The sequence below is a fragment of the Pandoraea aquatica genome, assembly GCF_902459565.1.
In the GTDB taxonomy this organism is placed as follows: domain Bacteria; phylum Pseudomonadota; class Gammaproteobacteria; order Burkholderiales; family Burkholderiaceae; genus Pandoraea; species Pandoraea aquatica.
Map to the genome: position 1 here is coordinate 529,763 of NZ_CABPSN010000004.1, position 19,606 is coordinate 549,368.

A 19,606-nucleotide genomic window follows, 5' to 3' on the forward strand; every position below is an offset into this window, starting at 1 on the left:
TTCGAATGCTCAAGAGAAAGCGTCGCACTTCGCAAGAGGAAGACCTCGCTGTCCCGGAGTCCGATCAGGAAGCTGATGATCGGCAGTCCCGGCAAGACGAGGACGTGGACGACGCTTTCGACGAGCGCGAGGCGGAGGATGACGACGCCTCGTCATCCGATGGCAGTGAAGAGGGTTCGTCCTCTTCCGCCACCGGACGCAAACGCAAGTCTGCCGACGCCGACGATTTCGGCACCGTGCTGCAGGCCGAACTCACGGCCGACACCGTTCAGCACTATCTCAATCGCATCAGTGTCAAACCGCTGCTAACGCCTGCGGAGGAGCTCGATTACTCCACGCGCGCACAAGCGGGCGAATTCGCGGCGCGTCAGGTCATGATCGAGCGCAATCTGCGGCTCGTCGTGAGCATCGCCAAGGGCTACCTCAATCGCGGCGTACCGTTGCTCGACCTGATCGAAGAAGGCAACCTCGGTTTGATGCACGCCATCGAGAAGTTCGATCCGGGGCGTGGGTTCCGTTTCTCGACGTACGCAACTTGGTGGATTCGTCAGAGTATCGAACGCGCCATCATGAATCAGGCGCGTACGGTGCGTTTGCCGGTGCACGTCATTCGGGAACTCAATCAGGTGTTGCGCGCGAAGCGTCACCTTGAGAAGAGCGCGGCTTATGTCGACGGTGGCGAGCAGCGTGACGCGCGCATCGAAGACATTGCGGATCTGACGGGGAAGACGCCCGAGGAAATCACCGACATCCTCGCGCTCAACGAGCATGTGGCGTCGCTCGACGCTCCGCTTGAAATCGACCCGGGCAGCAGTCTGCTCGATCTGCTTTCCGACGATCGCAGCGAGGCGCCGGAGCACGAGGTTCAGCATCGCGAACTGGAAGACCTCATGCGGCTATGGTTGTCGCGTCTGTCGACCAAGCATCGCTATGTCATCGAACGCCGGTTCGGACTTAACCGTGTGGAGCCTGCGACGCTGGAAGAACTGGCGGACGAAATGGGCCTCACGCGTGAGCGCGTGCGCCAGATTCAGCAAGAGGCGCTCGTGAAGCTCAAGCGCTATTTCGCCTCGAACGGGGTGCGCAAGGACGCGGTGCTCTGAGATTCGGTGGGCCACCGTCACGTGCGTGGCCGTTACTTGCTGCTCATTTCTCTGATGCGTCGGCGTCGAATGCCGATGCTTTCTGATTTTTTCTTCTGATTTTCATCATGCCATCTCCCGTTCTCGTCTTCGATATTGAAACGATCCCCGATGTCGATGGCCTTCGCCGGCTCGAGCCCGCGTACGCCGGGCTGTCGGACGACGCCGTTGCCGAAGCGGCATTCGCTGCACGTCGCGAAAAAGTGGGGCACGACTTTTTGCCGCTGCATCTGCAGCGCGTGGCGGCAATCTCCTGTGTATTTCGCGACCGCGACGGTTTTCGTGTGAAGTCGCTGGGCACGCTGGAGGACGGGGAGGGCGCGCTGGTGTCGGGCTTCTACCGCACGATCGAAAAGTACGCCCCGCAACTCGTGTCGTGGAATGGCGGTGGTTTCGATTTGCCGGTGCTGCACTATCGCGCCATGATTCACGGCATTTCCGCGCCGCGCTACTGGGATCTGGGCGAAGACGACCGCGAATTCAAATGGAATAACTACATCAGTCGTTATCACCAGCGCCATCTGGACCTGATGGACGTGCTCGCCATGTATCAAGCGCGTGCAAATGCGCCGTTGGACGATCTCGCCAAGCTGTGCGGCTTTCCGGGCAAGCTCGGCATGGACGGCAGCAAAGTATGGGAGGCGTATCGCGACGGCAAACTCGAAGAGATCCGGAATTATTGCGAGACCGACGTAGTGAATACGTATCTGGTCTATTGCCGGTATCAATTGATGCGCGGTGGCCTGCGTCAGGCCGAGTACGAACAGGAGATCGAATTTGTGAAGCGATCGCTTGAGCAGGAGCCTGCGGCCCACTGGAAGGAGTATCTCGGCGCCTGGGGGTAATCCGTCGCCGTTTCGTCCCGCACTTTCGTATATTTCCGCGATTTGGGCGGGGTGGTCGGCCGTCGCCATATCTCACTTGCGGACGAATCGATTAAAATGCCGGGTTTGCTGTCGCATATGAGAACAAAGACGTGACCCGCTCCTCCCGAAACTCCTCGCGCGGCCGGCCCAGTGCTGAGCCCGGCATCATCGATATCGAATCGCTCGACATGGAAGCGCGCGGCGTTGGCCGCACCGCGCCCGAGGGCGAGCCGGGTACGCCGGAATTCAAACCCGGCAAGGTCATTTTCGTCGAGGGCGCACTGCCTGGCGAGCGCGTCACGTATCTGAGCTATCGCCGCAAGCCCAAATTCGAACAAGCGGAAACGGTGAGCGTGCTCCGGTCGAGTTCGATGCGCGCCAAACCGCAATGTCCACACTTCGGCAAATGCGGCGGATGCTCGATGCAGCATCTGGAGCCGCGAGCGCAGATCGCCATCAAGCAGCGCGTTCTTGAGGACAATCTCGCCCGACTCGGGAAAGTTCGTGCCGAGGCGATGCTTCGTCCGATTCAGGGCCCCGACTGGGGCTACCGCTTCCGCGCGCGCCTGACGGTGCGCTACGTGCCCAAGAAGGGTGGCGTACTGATCGGTTTCCATGAGCGCAAGAGCAGCTACGTCGCCGATATGGATTCGTGCGAGGTGCTGCCGCGTCACGTGTCGGACATGCTGGTGCCGCTGCGTCGTCTGGTCGAATCGCTGTCGATTCGTGAGCGCCTGCCGCAAATCGAACTGGCGATTGGTGCTGACGTCACGGCGCTTGTGCTGCGTATTCTCGAGCCGCTGACGCCGGCGGACGAAGACATTCTCCGCGCGTTTGCGGACGCGAATCGCGTTCAGTTCTGGGTGCAGACGAAGGGGCCGGACACGGCCGTGCCGTTCTATCCGCTCGAACCGGAACTCCATTACACGCTGCCGGAATACCAGATCCGGATGCCGTTCAAGCCGACGGACTTTACGCAGGTCAATCATCAAATCAACCGCGTGCTTGTGCATCGTGCGCTGCGTCTGCTTGCGCCGCAGTCGAACGAGCGCGTGCTCGATCTGTTCTGTGGGCTGGGCAACTTCACGTTGCCGCTGGCGCGTCGTGCCGGCACAGTCATGGGGATTGAGGGCAGCACAGCGTTGACCGAACGCGCCTTGGCCAATGCGCAGCGCAACGGCGTGGCCGAGCGGACGGAGTTCGCGTGCCGCAACCTGTTCGATATCACTGCGGACGACATGCGTGCGCTCGGCGCGTTCGACCGCTATCTGATCGATCCGCCGCGCGAGGGTGCGCTGGCGGTGTCGAAGGCGCTGGCCGAACTGGCGCAGCAAGGGTACGAGGGTCTGCCCAAGCGTATCGTGTACGTTTCCTGCAGCCCGGCGACGTTGGCACGCGACGCCGGCTTGCTGGTGCATGAGGCGGGGTATCGTTTGACACTGGCCGGTGTCGTGAACATGTTCCCGCACACCTCGCACGTGGAATCGATGGCGGTATTCGAACATGAGAGCATCGGGCAGCCGTGGGTGCCGCGCGTGCGCGTATCCGGTGATGCCACCGATGAGCCCGCCGACGAAGGTGTCGAGGCGATTGCCGGTGCGACAGATGGTGAGGGTGTCATCCACGAGGGTGTCTAAGTATTCGCGGATGGGGCTGAAAACGCACTAGGCGCCCGCCAGGCAGGGGCCGCAGGTTGCTGTCTCTCGGTCGTCCACCGCGAATCCGAATCCCCCAAAGAAAAAGCCAGTCCCGAAGGACTGGCTTTTTTACTTCTGACTAGCTGGCGGCGCTGACCGCCAGTCATTACCTCGCCGCTTAGTTGCGGTTGCCGCCCAGCACGCCGAGGATGGCGAGCAGGTTGGTGAAGATGTTGTACAGGTCGAGGTAGATCGCGAGGGTTGCCGTCACGTAGTTCGTTTCGCCGCCGTTCACCACGCGCTGCACGTCAAACAGGATGTACGCCGAGAAGATCGCGATGGCGAGGACCGAGACCGTCAGCATCAGTGCCGGCAGATGCAGCCAGATGTTGGCGATCGAGGCGAGCAGGATCACGATCACGCCCATGAACAGCCACTTGCCCAGGCCGCTGAAGTCGCGCTTGCTGACCGTCGCAACCGTTGCCATCACGGTGAAGATCACAGCCGTGCCGCCGAACGCCAGCATGATGAGCGATGCACCGTTCGAAAAGCCCAGTACGAAGCTCAGCAGGCGCGTGAGCATCAGGCCCATGAAGAACGTGAAGCCCAACAGTAGTGCCACGCCGACGCCGCTATTCTTGAAGCGTTCGATCGCGAACATGAAGCCGAAAGCAACTGCGAGGAACAGGACCATGCTGACCACCGGGCTGCCCGCGAACAGCGCGAAGCCGTAGGTCACACCCAGCCAGGCACCTGCAATCGTCGGCAGCATCGACAGCGCGAGCAGCCAATACGTGTTGCGCAGCACCTTGTTGCGTACCTGTGCGGTCGAGACGCCACCCGTCCCGCCGTAGCCGAAGCGTTGGAAATCCTGGTTCATATATTGTGTTCTCCGTGGTCGTTGTGCCTGTTGGCGGGGCCGGCAGGCGCCTTATGACGCATACGATGACCGGCAACCGTTGCCGGCGAATCCCCCGCAGCCGTTGGTCTGGCTTGTCGTCGAAGTGCAAGGATACCGAAATCCCCTGCGCAAAGCGCTCGGACGATTCTCGAAATCTCGGGGCAAAAGTCCCATTTTCAATCGGCCGTTGCGCTCGTCAACCCTCCCATCAAGGGAGGGCGCCGGAATCACACCCTTGTGTCAACTTCGCGAAAAGCCGGATCGTCCCGGCCGTCCTGCGTTTGAGCGGTACGCGCACTGTAGGTTCCATCCCCATCATAACAGCCTTCGTGCTACAATTACGGGTTCATGTTGGTTATATAACTGCTTAATTTTTTGGAGTTTTTCATGGCAGTCGAACGCACTTTGTCGATTATCAAGCCCGATGCCGTTGCTAAGAACGTGATCGGCCAGATTTACAGCCGCTTCGAAGCCGCCGGCCTGAAGATCGCCGCTGCCAAGCTGGTGCACCTGTCGCGCGCCGATGCCGAGCAGTTCTACGCCGTGCACAAGGAGCGCCCGTTCTTCAAGGATCTGGTCGACTTCATGATCTCGGGCCCGGTGATGATCCAGGCACTGGAAGGTGAAAACGCCATCGCGAAGAACCGCGAACTGATGGGCGCCACCGACCCGAAGAAGGCGGAGAAGGGCACGATTCGCGCCGACTTCGCCGACAGCATCGACGCCAACGCTGTGCACGGCTCGGACGCTGCTGAAACGGCCGCTGTGGAAGTGGCTTTCTTCTTCCCGGGCATGAACGTCTACTCGCGCTAAGCCGCGTATAGTCGCTCAATTGCAGGAAGTTACCGAAGGGATGTTGACGGACCAGGGCCATGACCAACCTTACGAATCTGCTTGATTACGATCCGGACGGTCTGGCCGCCTATTGCGGCACGCTCGGCGAAAAGCCGTTCCGTGCTCGCCAGCTCCAGCGTTGGATCCACCAGATGGGCGCCGCCGATTTCGACGGCATGACCGATCTGGCCAAGTCGCTGCGCGAGAAGTTGAAAACGCGCGCGCACATCGCCGCGCCTGCCGCCATCACCGACCATCTGTCGGCGGACGGTACGCGCAAATGGCTGCTGGATGTGGGTAACGGCAATGCCGTCGAGACCGTCTACATCCCTGAGGAGACGCGTGGCACGCTTTGCGTTTCGTCGCAAGCGGGCTGCGCCGTCAATTGCCGGTTCTGTTCGACCGGCAAGCAGGGTTTTTCGCGCAATCTGTCGCTTGGCGAAATCATCGGCCAGTTGTGGATGGCCGAGTTTGCATTGCGCCGCGACCTCGGGCGCGAAGGCAAGAACGAACGCGTTATCACCAACGTGGTGATGATGGGGATGGGCGAGCCGCTGCTCAATTTCGACAACGTGGTCGGTGCCATGCGCCTGATGCTCGACGACAACGCCTATGGGCTGTCGCGTCGTCGCGTGACCTTGTCGACGTCCGGTGTGGTGCCGATGATGGACCGCCTGGGCCAGGAACTGCCCGTGGCGCTGGCCGTCTCGCTGCACGCGCCGAACGATGCGCTGCGCGACGTGCTCGTGCCACTCAACAAAAAATATCCGTTACGCGAACTGATGGGCGCGTGCGAGCGTTACCTGGAAGTGGCGCCGCGCGATTTCATCACGTTCGAGTACTGCATGCTCGACGGTGTAAACGACACCGAAGCGCATGCGCGCGAGCTTGTCGCACTGACGCGCGACGTGCCGTGCAAATTCAATCTGATCCCTTTCAATCCGTTCCCCGAATCCGGTCTGCTGCGCTCGAAGGATCCGCAAATCAAGCGATTTGCGCAGATTTTGCTCGACGCAGGCCTCGTCACGACGGTGCGCAAGACGCGCGGTGACGACATCGACGCCGCCTGTGGTCAGCTGGCCGGCGAAGTGCAGGATCGCACGCGGCTTGCACAGCGCGGCAAATTCGGGAAAATCGCGGTCGAGGTGCGTAGCGTATGAGGCTTCGCATGGGCGGGCGTGGACCGTGGCTAGGGCCGTCGGCCCCGCACGTGCCATGCCTTGCGTCGGATCAGTCGTGCACAAAAGCATTCCTTGCGCGGGGCGCGTTTCGCGTTCCGCGCAATTTCGTCAGTGACATGCAAAATCGCCCGATGCGCCGCGCAGATCTTCACGCCGCGCGCACGGGGGACGATGTAGCGAAGCTGTCGCGAGCATATCCTCAGCCGCTGCGGGCGGCTGCTTACGAACGGGGGCGTATCGATGGATAACCAGAATCAGGCGGATGCAGGCGGGCAAACCGGGGCTCAAGGCCAGGGCTTGCCGCAGGGAGCACCTGCCGGATGGGCGGAGCTGGGCGCGCAAGTGGGTGCGCAACTGGCCGCTTTGCGCGAGAAGCGCGGCATGTCCATTGAGGACGTGTCGGCGCGTTTGAAGGTCTCGGTGCAGAAGCTCAAGCGTCTCGAAGCCGGCGAGTGGGATGCCTTGCCGGAAATGCCGTTTATTCAGGGTGTGGTGCGTAGCTACGCGCGCATGGTCGGGGGCGATCCCGAACCGATGATCGAATCGCTGCGCCGCGTGAGCGGCACGGCACCGGTCCCCATCGATATCCCGCAACCGCAGTCGGGGCAGCCGAGCATTCCGAAGAGCCCGGTGCGTTTCCGCTCGCCGGTCGCCGCCTCTCAGGCCAAGTGGCCCTGGGCACTGGCCGCGCTGGTCGTGATCGCGGGGGCTGCGTGGTACTTCGGCAATGCCCACAAGGCTGGGCGCGGCAACATCGAAGCGGCAGATCTGGCAAGCGGCGCGTCGGCACAAGGTGCGGCCGATGCCGCAGAGCCGGCCAGTCAGCCGGTGGTCGCCGATGCCAACGGCACGCCGCCGGGGGCCGAAGGCGGTGCCGCCACGAACGTCGCCAATGCGACGAACAACGGCAATACGGAAAGTACGGTCAATAACGCATCGGCCAGTGCGGCCGCTGCAGGCCCGGGCCTGATCGCCGCCGTCGATCCGACGCACGTGGTTGCGGGGATCGCCAGTGCTGCGGCCGCGACGAGCGCAGCAACGCCTGCGGCACCGGCCGAAGCGAAGGCGTCGAGCGTTGGTGCGCCGGGTAATGGCAAGATTGCGTTGCATCTGAAGGCAGACAGCTGGGTGGAAGTGCGTTCGAAGGACGGCAAGGTGCTGTTCTCCCAACTGATGCGTGCAGGTGCCGAACAGGAAATCACGGGCGATGCGCCGCTCAAGATCGTTGTGGGTAACGTCGCGGGCGTCGAGTCGCTGGAATTCAACGGTCAACCGGTCGAGATCAAGTCCCGCAATGCGGGCAACGTGGCGCGTCTGACGCTCCAGTAAGACCGAAAGAGGGTAATCATGGCTTCTGTAGAATGCATGCCGATCATCGGTGGTCCGGCACCCCGCCGTCAGTCCCGCAAGGTCGGGATTCGCTGGGGCGGTCAACTGGTGACGGTTGGCGGCGATTCGCCGATTCGCGTGCAATCGATGACCAACACCGACACGGCCGACGTGATCGGTACGGCCATTCAGGTCAAGGAACTGGCGCAGGCCGGCTCCGAACTCGTGCGGATCACGGTGAATACGCCGGAAGCGGCTGCTGCCGTGCCGCATATCCGCGAGCAACTCGATCGCATGGGCGTGATGGTGCCGCTGGTGGGCGACTTCCACTACAACGGCCACAAGCTGCTCGCCGACTATCCGGAATGTGCTGAGACGCTGTCGAAGTACCGCATCAACCCGGGTAACGTCGGGCAGGGCGCCAAGCGCGACACGCAGTTCGCGCAAATGATCGAGATGGCGATCAAGTACGACAAGCCGGTGCGTATCGGTGTGAACTGGGGCAGCCTGGATCAGTCGTTGCTCGCTCGCATCATGGACGAAAACGCCGCACGTGCCACGCCGTGGGACGCGCAGAGCGTGATGTACGAAGCGCTGATCACGTCGGCGCTCGAATCGGCCGAACTCGCGCAACGCGTGGGTCTCGCGGCCGACAAGATTCTGCTGTCGTGCAAGGTCAGCGCAGTGCAGGACCTGATCGCGGTGTACCGCGAGTTGGCCAAGCGTTGCGACTATGCGCTGCACCTCGGGCTGACCGAGGCTGGTATGGGTTCGAAGGGTATCGTCGCTTCGACGGCTGCGCTGTCGGTGCTGCTGCAAGAAGGCATCGGCGACACGATCCGTATTTCGCTGACGCCGGAACCGGGAGGCGCGCGTACGGGCGAAGTCGTGGTGGCGCAGGAAATCCTGCAGACGATGGGCCTGCGTGCGTTCGCACCGATGGTGATCGCCTGCCCCGGTTGCGGCCGTACGACGAGCACGGTGTTCCAGGAACTGGCGTCGAATATTCAGACATACCTGCGTGAACAAATGCCGGTGTGGAAGGCTCAATATCCGGGCGTCGAGAACATGAACGTCGCGGTCATGGGCTGCATCGTGAACGGTCCGGGCGAATCGAAGCACGCGAACATCGGCATCAGCCTGCCGGGTTCGGGCGAATCGCCGGCAGCACCGGTTTTCGTCGATGGCGAAAAGGTGCGCACGCTGCGTGGCGATCACATCGCTGAGGAATTCCAGCAGATCGTCGACGACTATGTGAAGACGCATTACGGTCAGGCCGAAGGCGCAGTGGCCGCCTAAGCGGGCATGCGCTATGTGCGCCAGCACACCGTGAGCAGTGCGTCGCAGGGACGCAGGCAGAACACAAGAGAATATGACTGACGCAAAGAAGAATCGCCTCGCCAAACTGGCCGGGGTCAAAGGCATGAACGACATCCTCCCGCAGGACGAAGCCCTGTGGGAGTTTTTCGAGGAATCGGTGCGCGCCATGTTGCGTGCCTACGGCTATCAACAGATCCGTACGCCGATCCTCGAACAGACGCAATTGTTCACGCGCGGTATCGGTGAAGTGACGGACATCGTCGAGAAAGAGATGTACAGCTTCACCGACTCGCTCAATGGCGAACAACTCACGATGCGTCCGGAGGGTACGGCGGCAGCGGTTCGCGCAACGCTCGAACACAATCTGCTGTACGGCGGCCCCAAGCGTCTGTGGTACTTCGGCCCGATGTTCCGTCACGAAAAGCCGCAACGCGGCCGCTATCGTCAGTTCCATCAGGTCGGCGTGGAAGCGCTCGGTCTGGCAGGCCCGGACGCTGACGTCGAAATCATTCTGATGTGCCAGCGTCTGTGGGACGATCTCGGTCTGACCGGTATCCACCTCCAGTTGAACTCGCTGGGGCAGGGCGAAGAGCGCGCGCGTCACCGCGCCGATCTGATCGCCTACCTCGAGAAGCACGTCGATCTGCTGGATGAGGACGGCAAGCGTCGCCTCTACACCAATCCGCTGCGCGTGCTCGATACGAAGAACCAGGCGATGCAGGAAATGGTCGAAGGTGCGCCGAAGCTCATCGACTATCTCGGCGAAGCGTCGATCAAGCACTTCGAGGGCGTGCAGTCGCTGCTCAAGGCGAACAACATCCCGTTCACGATCAATCCGCGTCTCGTGCGCGGTCTGGATTACTACAATCTGACCGTGTTCGAGTGGGTGACGGACAAGCTGGGTGCGCAGGGCACGGTGGCCGGTGGCGGTCGTTACGATCCGCTGATCGAGCAACTGGGTGGCGATGCTACGCCGGCTTGCGGCTGGGCGATGGGTGTCGAACGCATTCTCGAACTGCTGCGCGAAGACGATCTTGTGCCGCAGGCCGAAGGTGCTGACGTCTACGTCGTGCATCAGGGAGAATCGGCCGTGGCGCCGGCGCTGATTGCAGCAGAACGCATGCGCGATGCCGGTCTGAACGTGGTGTTCCATTGCAGCCCGGACGGCAACGGTAGCAGCTTCAAGTCGCAGATGAAGCGCGCGAACGCCAGCGGTGCCAACTTCGCCGTCATCATCGGTGAGAACGAAGTGGCGTCGGGCACTGCCGAAGTCAAACATCTGCGTGCCGCCGAGCAGACGAACAACCAGACAAGCGTGCCGTTCGACGGTCTCGCCGAGTATCTGATCGACGCCATCGTCGCCAGTGCCGATGAGAGCGTGAACGAAAGCCTGGCCGACGACGGCGCAGGCAACGAAACGCTTCATTAATCCAAGACGCCAGACACGGAGAACCCGGCGAATGAGCAGCTATCACGAGGAACAGGAACAGATCGAGAACGTAAAGGCCTGGTGGAAGCAGTACGGCAATTACGTTATCTGGACGCTCGTCGTCATCATGCTGGCCTATGGCGGCTGGAACCTGTGGCGCTATTACGAGCGCAAGCAGGCGGTGGAAGCCGGCGTGCTGTATGGCGAACTGGAAACGGCCGTCACTGCGAACGACAAGGTGAAGGTTGCCCGTATCGCGTCTGACATGGAGAGCAAGTTCAGCGGCACGCCGTATGCGCAGATGACCGCGCTGCTCGCCGCCAAGACGCTGGCCGATAGCGGTGACGTGGCAGGTGCCAAGGCGCAACTGCAATGGGCAGTGTCGAACGCCAAGGACGACGAGTACAAGCAACTGGCCAAGCTGCGTCTGGCGGGTGTGCTGCTCGACGAGAAGGCTTACGACGAAGCGCTCAAGATGCTCGACAACCCGCCGGCACCGTATGCTGCGCTGTTTGCCGATCGCCGCGGCGATGTCCTCGTCGCCCAGAGCAAGGTGGCCGACGCACGAACCGCTTACAAGCTGGCGCTCGACAAGCTCGACAAGCAGGATTCGGGCATGCGCCAGTTCGTGCAATTCAAGCTCGACGCGCTGGGGGCCTGACGCGCGTCGGCATTCCGTTGGCAAGTATTACCCTCCCATAACGCATAACCGGGTACATGATGATCCTTAACGACTTCCGTCGATCGATGCCGCAAACGATGGCCATGTCACAGTCCGTGCAGGTCGCCCAGACGGTTTCGCCGCGCCGTGGCATTTTCAAGCGCGCGAGCACCGCTGTGCTGACGCTGGCAGTGTTGGGCACGCTGGGTGGTTGCGGGCTGTTCGGCAGCAAGCCGGCGCATGAGCCCACGCCGCTCACGGAGATCAAGCAGGCGCTGACCGTCAAGCAGATGTGGACGGCAAGCGTTGGCAAGGCCGGCGCTTACAGCTTTGCGCCGGTGGCCGTGGGCAACGCCGTGTTCGCGGCTGGCGCGAACGGCAGCATCGTGCGCGTGGATGCGGAAACGGGAGCGTCGACCTGGTCGGCCAAGGCGGATACGAACATCACCGCAGGTCCGGGCAGCGATGGCGAGACGACGGTGGTCGCCACGCACAAGGGCGATGTGATTGCCTTCGATCATGACGGCAAGCAGTCATGGAAAGCGAACGCCGGCAGCGAAGTGCTGACGGCGCCGCTGGTGGGACGTGGTCTGGTGGTGGTGCGTGCCATCAACAACCGTGTGACCGCGTTCGATTCGGGCACGGGTTCGGTGCGCTGGTCGTATTCGCAACCGGCAACGTCGCTGACGCTGCGTACCGGCACCGGCATGGCGTTCGTGGGTGACCGTTCGGTCATCACGGGCTTCCCGGGCGGCAAGCTGGTGGCGCTCGACGCCAATACCGGCAATCCGCAGTGGATCACGCCGCTGTCGTACCCGAAGGGTGTGACGGAAGTCGAGCGTGTGAATGACGTCACCGGCTCGCCGGTCGTGTTCGGTCGTCAGGTCTGCGGCGCGACGTTCCAGGGCCGCGTGGGTTGCGCCGACGTGCAGACCGGCAACGGTCTGTGGGCGCGCGATTTCTCGTCGCCGAACGGTGTGTCGCAGGACGAGCGTGTGGTGGCTGCCGTCAATACCGATGGTGCCGTGTACGCGTTCAACGCTGCCGATGGCAGTACACTGTGGCAGAACGACAAGCTCAAGTACCGCGATCTGTCGGCGCCGCTGGCGCTCGGCCGCGTGGTGGTCGTGGGCGACAAGCAGGGCTATCTGCATTTCCTGTCTCGTGACAACGGTGAGTTCCTCGCCCGCGTCAAGCTGAGCGGAGCCATCAGCGCACAGCCGGTCATCGCCGGTCAGACGCTGGTTGTGCAAACCCGCGACGGCAACATTTATGGCTTCCGTCCGGAATAACCGGTAACCGGCAAGCACCCGGGCATTTTCCGGGAACGGCCGGCAGCGCGCCGGCCGTCTTCGTTTTTAGGGCTTATTCATGAAACCCGTGATCGCGCTCGTAGGGCGCCCCAACGTCGGCAAATCGACGCTATTCAACCGTTTGACCCGCTCGCGCGACGCACTCGTTGCCGACATGCCCGGGCTCACGCGCGACCGTCACTATGGCGAGGGGCGCGTTGGCGAGCATCCGTATCTGGTGATCGATACTGGCGGCTTCGAACCCGTGGCCAAGGAAGGTATCTTCCACGAGATGGCCAAGCAAACGCGTCAGGCCGTGGTCGAAGCCGATGTGGTGATCTACATCGTGGACGGCCGCCAGGGGCTGACGCCGCAAGACCAGATCATTGCCGACTATCTGCGCAAGACAGGGCGCAAGATCATGCTCGTGGTCAACAAGGCCGAGGGCATGAAGTACTCCGCGGTCGCGAACGATTTCTACGAACTCGGTCTGGGTGATCCGCTGGCGATTTCGGCCGCGCACGGCGACGGTGTGAAGGAAGTCATCGACGAAGCCATTGCCCCGTTCTACGCGAATCCGGACGAGAACGAAGACGACGACAAGCACGATGGCCGTGTGAAGATCGCCATCGTCGGCCGTCCGAACGTCGGGAAGTCGACGCTGGTCAACACGCTGCTGGGTGAGGAGCGCGTGATCGCATTCGACATGCCGGGCACCACGCGCGATTCGATTCACATCGACTTCGAGCGTCAGGGCAAGAACTACACGCTGATCGATACGGCGGGTCTGCGCCGTCGAGGCAAAGTGTTCGAGGCGATCGAGAAGTTCTCGGTTGTGAAAACGCTTCAATCGATTGCTGATGCAAACGTCGTGATCCTGATGCTCGACGCACGTCAGGATATTTCCGATCAGGACGCGCACATCGCCGGCTTTATTCTGGAGTCGGGGCGTGCCGTGGTCGTGGGCGTGAACAAGTGGGACGGGCTGGACGAATACACCCGCGATCAGGCGAAACAGGAATTGGAGCGAAAGCTCAAATTCCTCGGTTTTGCGAACTTCCACTTCATTTCGGCCGCGAAGGCGACGGGCATTGGTCCGCTGATGCGTTCGGTGGACGAAGCGTTCGCCGCAGCGATGACGAAGTTGCCGACGCCGAAGCTCACGAAGGCGTTGATCGAGGCCGTGGAGCACCAGCAGCCGCGGCGGGCGGGCTTCTCGCGTCCGAAGCTGCGCTATGCCCACCAGGGTGGTTCGAATCCGCCGATCATCGTCATTCACGGGAACAGTCTGGATGGCGTGACCGATAGCTATCGTCGCTACCTTGAGAACCGTTTCCGCGAAACTTTTAAGTTGAAGGGCACTCCATTACGCATAGAGTTCCGCAACAGCGCGAACCCTTACGCCAAGGGCGAGTGAAAGCCCGCCTGGGGCGGGGTTTTGCTGGCGACGCTAGCAAAATCGGCTATAGTGTGGAAGTCAGGGTGGGAAGCGCGCACACGCCCTGGCTTACGGTCATTTGCTAAAAATACAATGGAGTAACTTATGAGCAACAAAGGGCAACTTCTACAAGACCCGTTTCTGAACGCCTTGCGTAAGGAGCATGTTCCCGTCTCGATCTATCTGGTCAACGGTATCAAGCTGCAGGGAAACATCGAGTCGTTCGACCAGTATGTCGTCCTGCTGCGCAACACGGTCACCCAAATGGTTTACAAGCATGCCATTTCGACGGTCGTGCCTGCGCGTCCGGTGAATTTCCATCCGGAAGCCGAGCAGTCCTGATTCAGGCTCGCCCGACCGGGAGTCTCCGGCCGGGCGAATTTCTCTTCCCCACCGCCCGCTCTTGTCCAACAGTCCCAATTCCCAATCCCAGCGTAGCTTGACCACCAACGCCGCGCTCGTCGGCATCGATTTCGGCAAACTCGATTTCGAAGCCAGTCTCCAGGAACTCGACCTTCTGACGCAATCCGCAGGCGCCAAGCCTGTCGTGACCATTACCGGCCGTCGCCATAGCCCGGACGCCAAGCTGTTTATCGGCAGCGGCAAGGCTGAAGAATTGCGCGACGCCATCGCCGAGTACGACGTCGAACTGGTGATTTTCAATCACGCACTGACCCCGGGTCAGCAGCGTAACCTCGAACACCTGCTGCAACGCCGCGTGGTGGACCGTACCAGCCTGATCCTCGATATCTTCGCCCAACGCGCGAAGAGTCATGAAGGCAAGCTGCAGGTCGAACTCGCGCAGTTGCAGTACTTGTCCACGCGCCTCGTGCGCGCCTGGACTCACCTTGAACGTCAGAAAGGCGGTATCGGTCTGCGTGGGCCGGGTGAAACGCAGCTGGAAACCGACCGTCGTTTGCTCGGCGAGCGTGTGAAGTCGCTCAAAGTGCGGCTCGAGAAGCTGCAGCGTCAGCACGATACGCAGCGTCGCGCGCGTCAGCGTAGCGGCACGATGTCGATCTCGCTCGTCGGCTATACCAACGCGGGCAAATCCACGCTGTTCAATTCGATGACGAAGGCCAACGCCTACGCCGCCGATCAGCTGTTTGCAACGCTCGATACGACCTCGCGTCGTGTTTATCTTGGCGATGTCGGGAACATCGTGCTGTCTGATACTGTCGGATTCATCCGCGAGTTGCCTCACCAGTTGGTGGCGGCATTCCGTGCGACGCTTGAGGAGACGGTGCACGCCGACATGCTGCTGCATGTGGTGGACGCGTCGAGTCAGGTGCGCAAGGAGCAGATGGCCGAGGTCAACGCCGTGCTGGCGGAGATCGACGCGGCCGATATCCCGCAGATTCTCGTCTGGAACAAGATCGACGCGGTGCCGGAACTGGCCGCACAAGGGCCGAGAATCGAACGGGATGAGGCCGGGCGCATTACGCGCGTCTTTTTGAGCGCACGCACCGGCCAGGGCCTCGACCTGCTGCGCGAGGCCATCAGCGAGGCGGTTGTGGCTGGCACTGGTGGGTTACAATCGCAGCACGAAGCGCCCGATGTCCGGCTCATCGACCGTTGGGACGATGTGCCGCGCGCAGAAGACAGATAACACGAGACGTCGCACCGTGAAGGGCGCGTTGCCACGGGGAACACCGGCAGCACGTCCCGACTCGGGTGACGAACTGGCAAGAGACTAGACGGAGGCCGGGCAAGGCCGCCGATCGGCAAACCAGATTCGGGAACCACGCGCGAACCGGCAGCATGCGCGCTCCGATATGAGGCGCGCCGGTCGCAACGCCCAACCCGCTTCAGTCACCACGCTTCTACCTATGCTTCCAAGAGCTTTGATGCGACGAGTTGGCTTGATTTTCTCCCTGAACGACCCGCGCTGGGGGCGGGACGGCGGCGGCGATTCGCCGTCCGGTAATCAGGAGCCGAACCGCCCCGATCGTGCGAACACTCCGAATTCGCAGGATCAGAAGGAGCCGCCGCGCGGACCGCAAGGACCGCAGCAGGATGGCCCCCCCGATCTCGACGAACTGTGGCGCGATTTCAATCGCCGTCTGAACCGTATCTTCGGCCGTAAGAACGGTGGAGGCGGCAACAACGGCGGCTCGAACAATTTCTCCGGTGGCTCGCGTGGGTCGGGTATTGGCGTGGGCGTTGTCGTCGCGCTGGCATTCCTGATCTGGCTGGCCACGGGCGTCTTCATCGTCCAGGAAGGTCAGGTCGGTGTCGTCACCCAGTTCGGCAAGTACAAGTACACGACCACCTCGGGTATTCAATGGCGCTTGCCGTACCCGTTCCAGTCGGTCGAGATCGTCAACATGTCGCAGATCCGATCGGTGGAAATCGGCCGCTCTAACACGATTCGCGATACCGATCTGAAGGATTCGTCGATGCTCACGGGCGACGAGAACATCATTGATGTTCGCTTCGCCGTTCAGTACCGCATCAAGGACGCGACCGAGTTCCTGTTCAATAACGTGGATGCCGAATCGTCGGTCAATCTGGCGGCGCAGACGGCCGTGCGTGAGATCGTCGGCAAGAGCAAGATGGACTTCGTGCTCTATGCCGGTCGCGAAGAAATCGCGAACGAACTCGTCACGTCGATCCAGCGCATTCTGGATAGCTACAAGACGGGCATTCTCGTCACGAGCGTGACGATGCAAAGCGTTCAGCCGCCCGAGCAGGTGCAGGCAGCGTTCGACGACGCCGTGAAGGCCGGGCAGGATCTCGAGCGCGCGAAGAACGAAGCGCAAGCCTATGCCAACGACGTGATTCCGCGTGCCAAGGGTACGGCGTCGCGTCTGACGGAAGAGGCAGCCGGTTACAAGGCGCGTGTCGTGTCGCAGGCGCAGGGTGATGCCGATCGCTTCAAGTCGGTGCAAGAAGCCTACGCCAAGGCGCCGGGCGTGATCCGCGAGCGTATGTATCTCGATACGATGCAGCAGATCTACTCGCGCACCACGAAGATCATGGTGGATTCGAAGAACAACAGCCTGTTGTATCTGCCGTTGGACAAGATCATGGAGCGTTCGCGTAGCGACGCATCGACCCCGGCACCGGCATCCGGTGCAGGCACGGGGGCAGCGGCAGGTGCGCCTGCCGCGAGCGACAGCAGTGATGTCGACCATGATCGATCGCGTGCGGCACTGCGCAACCGCGACCGCGATTCACGCTAAGGGGATAAGCGCATGAACCGTATTGGAACCGTTATCGTCGCGCTGATCGTTTTGCTGATCGTGCTCGCCTCGACCATGTTCGTGGTGGACCAGCGCCGTTATGCCGTGGTGTTCTCGCTTGGCGAGATCAAGGACGTCTACAGCCAGCCTGGCCTGAAATTCAAGTTGCCGCCGCCGCTCCAGACCGTGCTGTATCTGGACAAGCGCATCATGACCATCGACAACCCGGAGCCTGAGCGTTTCATCACGGCCGAGAAGAAGAACCTGATCGTCGACTCGTATGTGAAGTGGCGCATCATCGACCCGCGCAAGTTCTATGTGAGCTTCAAGGGCGACAACCGCCTCGCACAGGATCGTCTGACGCAGCAGATTCGCTCGGCGTTGCAGGAAGCGTTCACCAAGCGCACCGTGACCGAAGTGGTCTCGACGCAGCGTGATCAGGTCATGCAATGGGTGAAGCAGAAGGTGGGCGACGAAGCCGCGCAAGTGGGTATCGAGATTGTCGATGTGCGCATGCGTCGTGTGGACCTGGCCGCAGGGATCAGCGATTCGGTGTACAGCCGGATGGCCGCCGAACGTAAGCGCGTGGCGAACGAATTGCGTTCGACGGGTGCAGCTGAAGCCGAGCAGATTCGTGCCGATGCCGACCGTCAACGTGACGTGGTCGTCGCCGAGGCATATGCCAAGGCGCAGCAGGTCAAGGGTGAGGGCGACGCAGTTGCCGCTGGTATCTACGCTCAGGCGTTTGGCCGCGATCCGCAGTTTGCCCAGTTCTACCAGAGCCTCGAAGCGTACAAGGCGACCTTCCGTGACAAGAAGGACGTGATCATCGCCGACCCGAACAGCGACTTCTTCCGATTTATGCGCGGTTCCGGTGGTGCTGGCGCGTCAGCCGGAAAAGCGGGAAAATAGCGCTTCTGACATCCGAGTAGCTGCCACCGCCCGCGTCAACGCGGGCGGTGGCGTTTTGGCCGAGCCCTCCTGTGACCAGCAGCACGATAATTCTCGCTTTCGCCCTCATGCTGATCGTGGAGGGATTGTTTCCGTTTGCCGCGCCGGAACGGTGGCGGCAAAGTTTTCGTAAAATAACGGAAATGCCGTCCGGCCAGATTCGCTTCTTCGGCCTGGCCGCCGTCCTGCTGGGGCTGATTCTGATGCTGCTGGCCGATTACTAAAAGGCGCTTTCACGCGCCGTCTGAATTCCGAAATACCCATGCCGAACTGGCTACTTCCCGAAAATATCGCCGACGTGCTGCCGTCCGAGGCGCGCAAGATCGAAGATCTGCGCCGACTGATGCTCGATCGTTTCCGTACGTACGGCTATGAGCTCGTCATGCCGCCGATGCTCGAGTATGTCGAGTCGCTGCTGACCGGCACCGGCCATGACCTCGACCTGCGCACGTTCAAGCTCGTCGATCAGCTCTCGGGGCGCACGATGGGTCTGCGCGCCGACATCACGCCACAGATCGCCCGTATCGACGCCCATTTGCTCAACCGCAAAGGCGTGACGCGTCTGTGCTATGCCGGTAGCGTGCTGTTTACTCGTCCGCGTAATTTGCTGGCGACCCGCGAGCCGTTCCAGATCGGCGCCGAAATCTTCGGCCATAGCGGTCTCGAGGCGGATCTCGAAATCCAGGAATTGCTGCTGTTCTGCCTGCAACTCGCCGGCTTGAAGCAGATTCGTATCGATCTTTGCCACGCGGGTGTGCTTGAGGCGCTGCTGGAAGGCGTGCCGGCTGCCGAAGCTATCGAAAGCCAGTTGTTCGGTGCGCTGGCAACGAAGGACGTGCCTCAACTACAGGAATTGACGCGAGACCTGCCGGCACACGTGCGCGACGCCTTGCTGAGCCTGACCACGTTGTACGGCGACCCGGCGGATACGCTGGAGCGCGCCCGCAAGGTCCTGCCGGATCTGCCGGGCGTGAAGGCTGCGCTCGACGATCTGGCCTATCTGGCGGCGTCGCAGAGCAAGGACGGTCCGGCGGTGCTTTCGATCGATCTGGCTGACTTGCGTGGCTATCAGTACCACAGCGGCGTGATGTTCGCGGCGTATGTCGATGGCATTCCCAACGCGATTGCGCGCGGCGGGCGTTACGACAAGGTGGGGCAGGCGTTCGGGCGCGACCGTCCGGCGACCGGTTTTTCGCTCGATTTGCGTGAGTTGGCGGCCATTTCGCCGGTGGAAGCGCGCAGTAACGCGATTTTGGCCCCGGCTGACGATGTGCCGGGTCTGCGCGCCAAGATCGACAGCCTGCGCGACGCGGGCGAGGTCGTGATCCGCATGCTGCCGGGGCACGACCAGGATTTCGAGGAGTTCACGGGAGACCGCGTACTTGTCGAGAAAAATGGCCAGTGGGTTGTGACGCCCCGGTGAATTCGCTGAAAAAAGCG

17 protein-coding genes and 1 pseudogene are annotated in these 19,606 nt (G+C 61.7%); 17 read left to right on the forward strand and 1 reads right to left on the reverse strand.

Annotated features, from left to right (window positions below):
• Window positions 1–5: 5 nt before the first annotated feature.
• The 3 genes from rpoS to rlmD all read left to right on the forward strand — a co-directional run bounded on the left by rpoS (window position 6) and on the right by rlmD (window position 3,645).
• Complete coding sequence (rpoS, locus tag PAQ31011_RS16700) at window positions 6–1,103, forward strand: RNA polymerase sigma factor RpoS (RefSeq protein ID WP_150576856.1); 1,098 nt, start codon at window positions 6–8, stop codon at window positions 1,101–1,103.
• Between the two features lie 107 nt (window positions 1,104–1,210).
• A complete protein-coding gene (locus PAQ31011_RS16705; protein WP_039399083.1) occupies window positions 1,211–1,987 on the forward strand; it encodes a 3'-5' exonuclease in 777 nt (258 codons plus the stop codon).
• A 131-nt stretch (window positions 1,988–2,118) separates the two neighbouring features.
• The gene (gene rlmD, locus PAQ31011_RS16710) at window positions 2,119–3,645 is read left to right on the forward strand and encodes a 23S rRNA (uracil(1939)-C(5))-methyltransferase RlmD (protein ID WP_281350009.1); all 1,527 of its coding nucleotides are present in this window, start codon (window positions 2,119–2,121) and stop codon (window positions 3,643–3,645) included.
• A 178-nt stretch (window positions 3,646–3,823) separates the two neighbouring features.
• Here rlmD and PAQ31011_RS16715 read toward each other — a convergent pair whose 3' ends face one another.
• On the reverse strand, window positions 3,824–4,525 hold the full coding sequence (locus PAQ31011_RS16715) for a Bax inhibitor-1/YccA family protein (RefSeq protein ID WP_150576857.1): 702 nt from the start codon (window positions 4,523–4,525) through the stop codon (window positions 3,824–3,826).
• 408 nt (window positions 4,526–4,933) lie between these two features.
• Between PAQ31011_RS16715 and ndk the strand changes: the two genes are divergently transcribed.
• From ndk to PAQ31011_RS16785, 14 genes and pseudogenes are all read left to right on the forward strand, one after another.
• Window positions 4,934–5,359, forward strand: coding sequence for a nucleoside-diphosphate kinase (gene ndk, locus PAQ31011_RS16720; protein ID WP_150576858.1), 426 nt, complete (start codon window positions 4,934–4,936; stop codon window positions 5,357–5,359).
• 59 nt (window positions 5,360–5,418) lie between these two features.
• Entirely contained in the window at window positions 5,419–6,540 is a 1,122-nt protein-coding gene (gene rlmN / locus PAQ31011_RS16725) for a dual-specificity RNA methyltransferase RlmN (RefSeq protein WP_039399078.1), read from the forward strand.
• 261 nt (window positions 6,541–6,801) lie between these two features.
• Complete coding sequence (locus PAQ31011_RS16730) at window positions 6,802–7,890, forward strand: helix-turn-helix domain-containing protein (RefSeq protein WP_150576859.1); 1,089 nt, start codon at window positions 6,802–6,804, stop codon at window positions 7,888–7,890.
• Between the two features lie 18 nt (window positions 7,891–7,908).
• The gene (gene ispG, locus PAQ31011_RS16735) at window positions 7,909–9,189 is read left to right on the forward strand and encodes a flavodoxin-dependent (E)-4-hydroxy-3-methylbut-2-enyl-diphosphate synthase (protein ID WP_039399076.1); all 1,281 of its coding nucleotides are present in this window, start codon (window positions 7,909–7,911) and stop codon (window positions 9,187–9,189) included.
• 73 nt (window positions 9,190–9,262) lie between these two features.
• Window positions 9,263–10,639 (forward strand): histidine--tRNA ligase, encoded by a 1,377-nt coding sequence (gene hisS / locus PAQ31011_RS16740; protein WP_150576860.1) that lies wholly within the window; start codon window positions 9,263–9,265, stop codon window positions 10,637–10,639.
• 31 nt (window positions 10,640–10,670) lie between these two features.
• On the forward strand, window positions 10,671–11,300 hold the full coding sequence (locus tag PAQ31011_RS16745) for a tetratricopeptide repeat protein (protein ID WP_150576861.1): 630 nt from the start codon (window positions 10,671–10,673) through the stop codon (window positions 11,298–11,300).
• A 104-nt stretch (window positions 11,301–11,404) separates the two neighbouring features.
• A complete protein-coding gene (bamB, locus tag PAQ31011_RS16750; protein WP_174990160.1) occupies window positions 11,405–12,592 on the forward strand; it encodes an outer membrane protein assembly factor BamB in 1,188 nt (395 codons plus the stop codon).
• A 79-nt stretch (window positions 12,593–12,671) separates the two neighbouring features.
• Window positions 12,672–14,009, forward strand: coding sequence for a ribosome biogenesis GTPase Der (gene der / locus PAQ31011_RS16755; protein ID WP_150576863.1), 1,338 nt, complete (start codon window positions 12,672–12,674; stop codon window positions 14,007–14,009).
• Window positions 14,010–14,135: 126 nt separating this feature from the next.
• Window positions 14,136–14,372 carry an RNA chaperone Hfq gene (gene hfq, locus PAQ31011_RS16760; protein WP_010807283.1) on the forward strand — a complete coding sequence of 79 codons (237 nt, stop codon included), beginning with the start codon at window positions 14,136–14,138 and terminating at the stop codon, window positions 14,370–14,372.
• Window positions 14,373–14,469: 97 nt separating this feature from the next.
• Window positions 14,470–15,549, forward strand: a pseudogene (gene hflX, locus PAQ31011_RS16765) (GTPase HflX); the annotation flags it as partial.
• 343 nt (window positions 15,550–15,892) lie between these two features.
• On the forward strand, window positions 15,893–17,215 hold the full coding sequence (gene hflK / locus PAQ31011_RS16770) for an FtsH protease activity modulator HflK (protein ID WP_150576864.1): 1,323 nt from the start codon (window positions 15,893–15,895) through the stop codon (window positions 17,213–17,215).
• A gap of 12 nt (window positions 17,216–17,227) precedes the next feature.
• The gene (gene hflC / locus PAQ31011_RS16775; RefSeq protein WP_150576865.1) at window positions 17,228–18,127 is read left to right on the forward strand and encodes a protease modulator HflC; all 900 of its coding nucleotides are present in this window, start codon (window positions 17,228–17,230) and stop codon (window positions 18,125–18,127) included.
• Between the two features lie 71 nt (window positions 18,128–18,198).
• Window positions 18,199–18,390, forward strand: coding sequence for a DUF2065 domain-containing protein (locus PAQ31011_RS16780; RefSeq protein ID WP_052252941.1), 192 nt, complete (start codon window positions 18,199–18,201; stop codon window positions 18,388–18,390).
• Window positions 18,391–18,428: 38 nt separating this feature from the next.
• Entirely contained in the window at window positions 18,429–19,589 is a 1,161-nt protein-coding gene (locus PAQ31011_RS16785; RefSeq protein WP_150576866.1) for an ATP phosphoribosyltransferase regulatory subunit, read from the forward strand.
• Window positions 19,590–19,606: the final 17 nt, after the last annotated feature.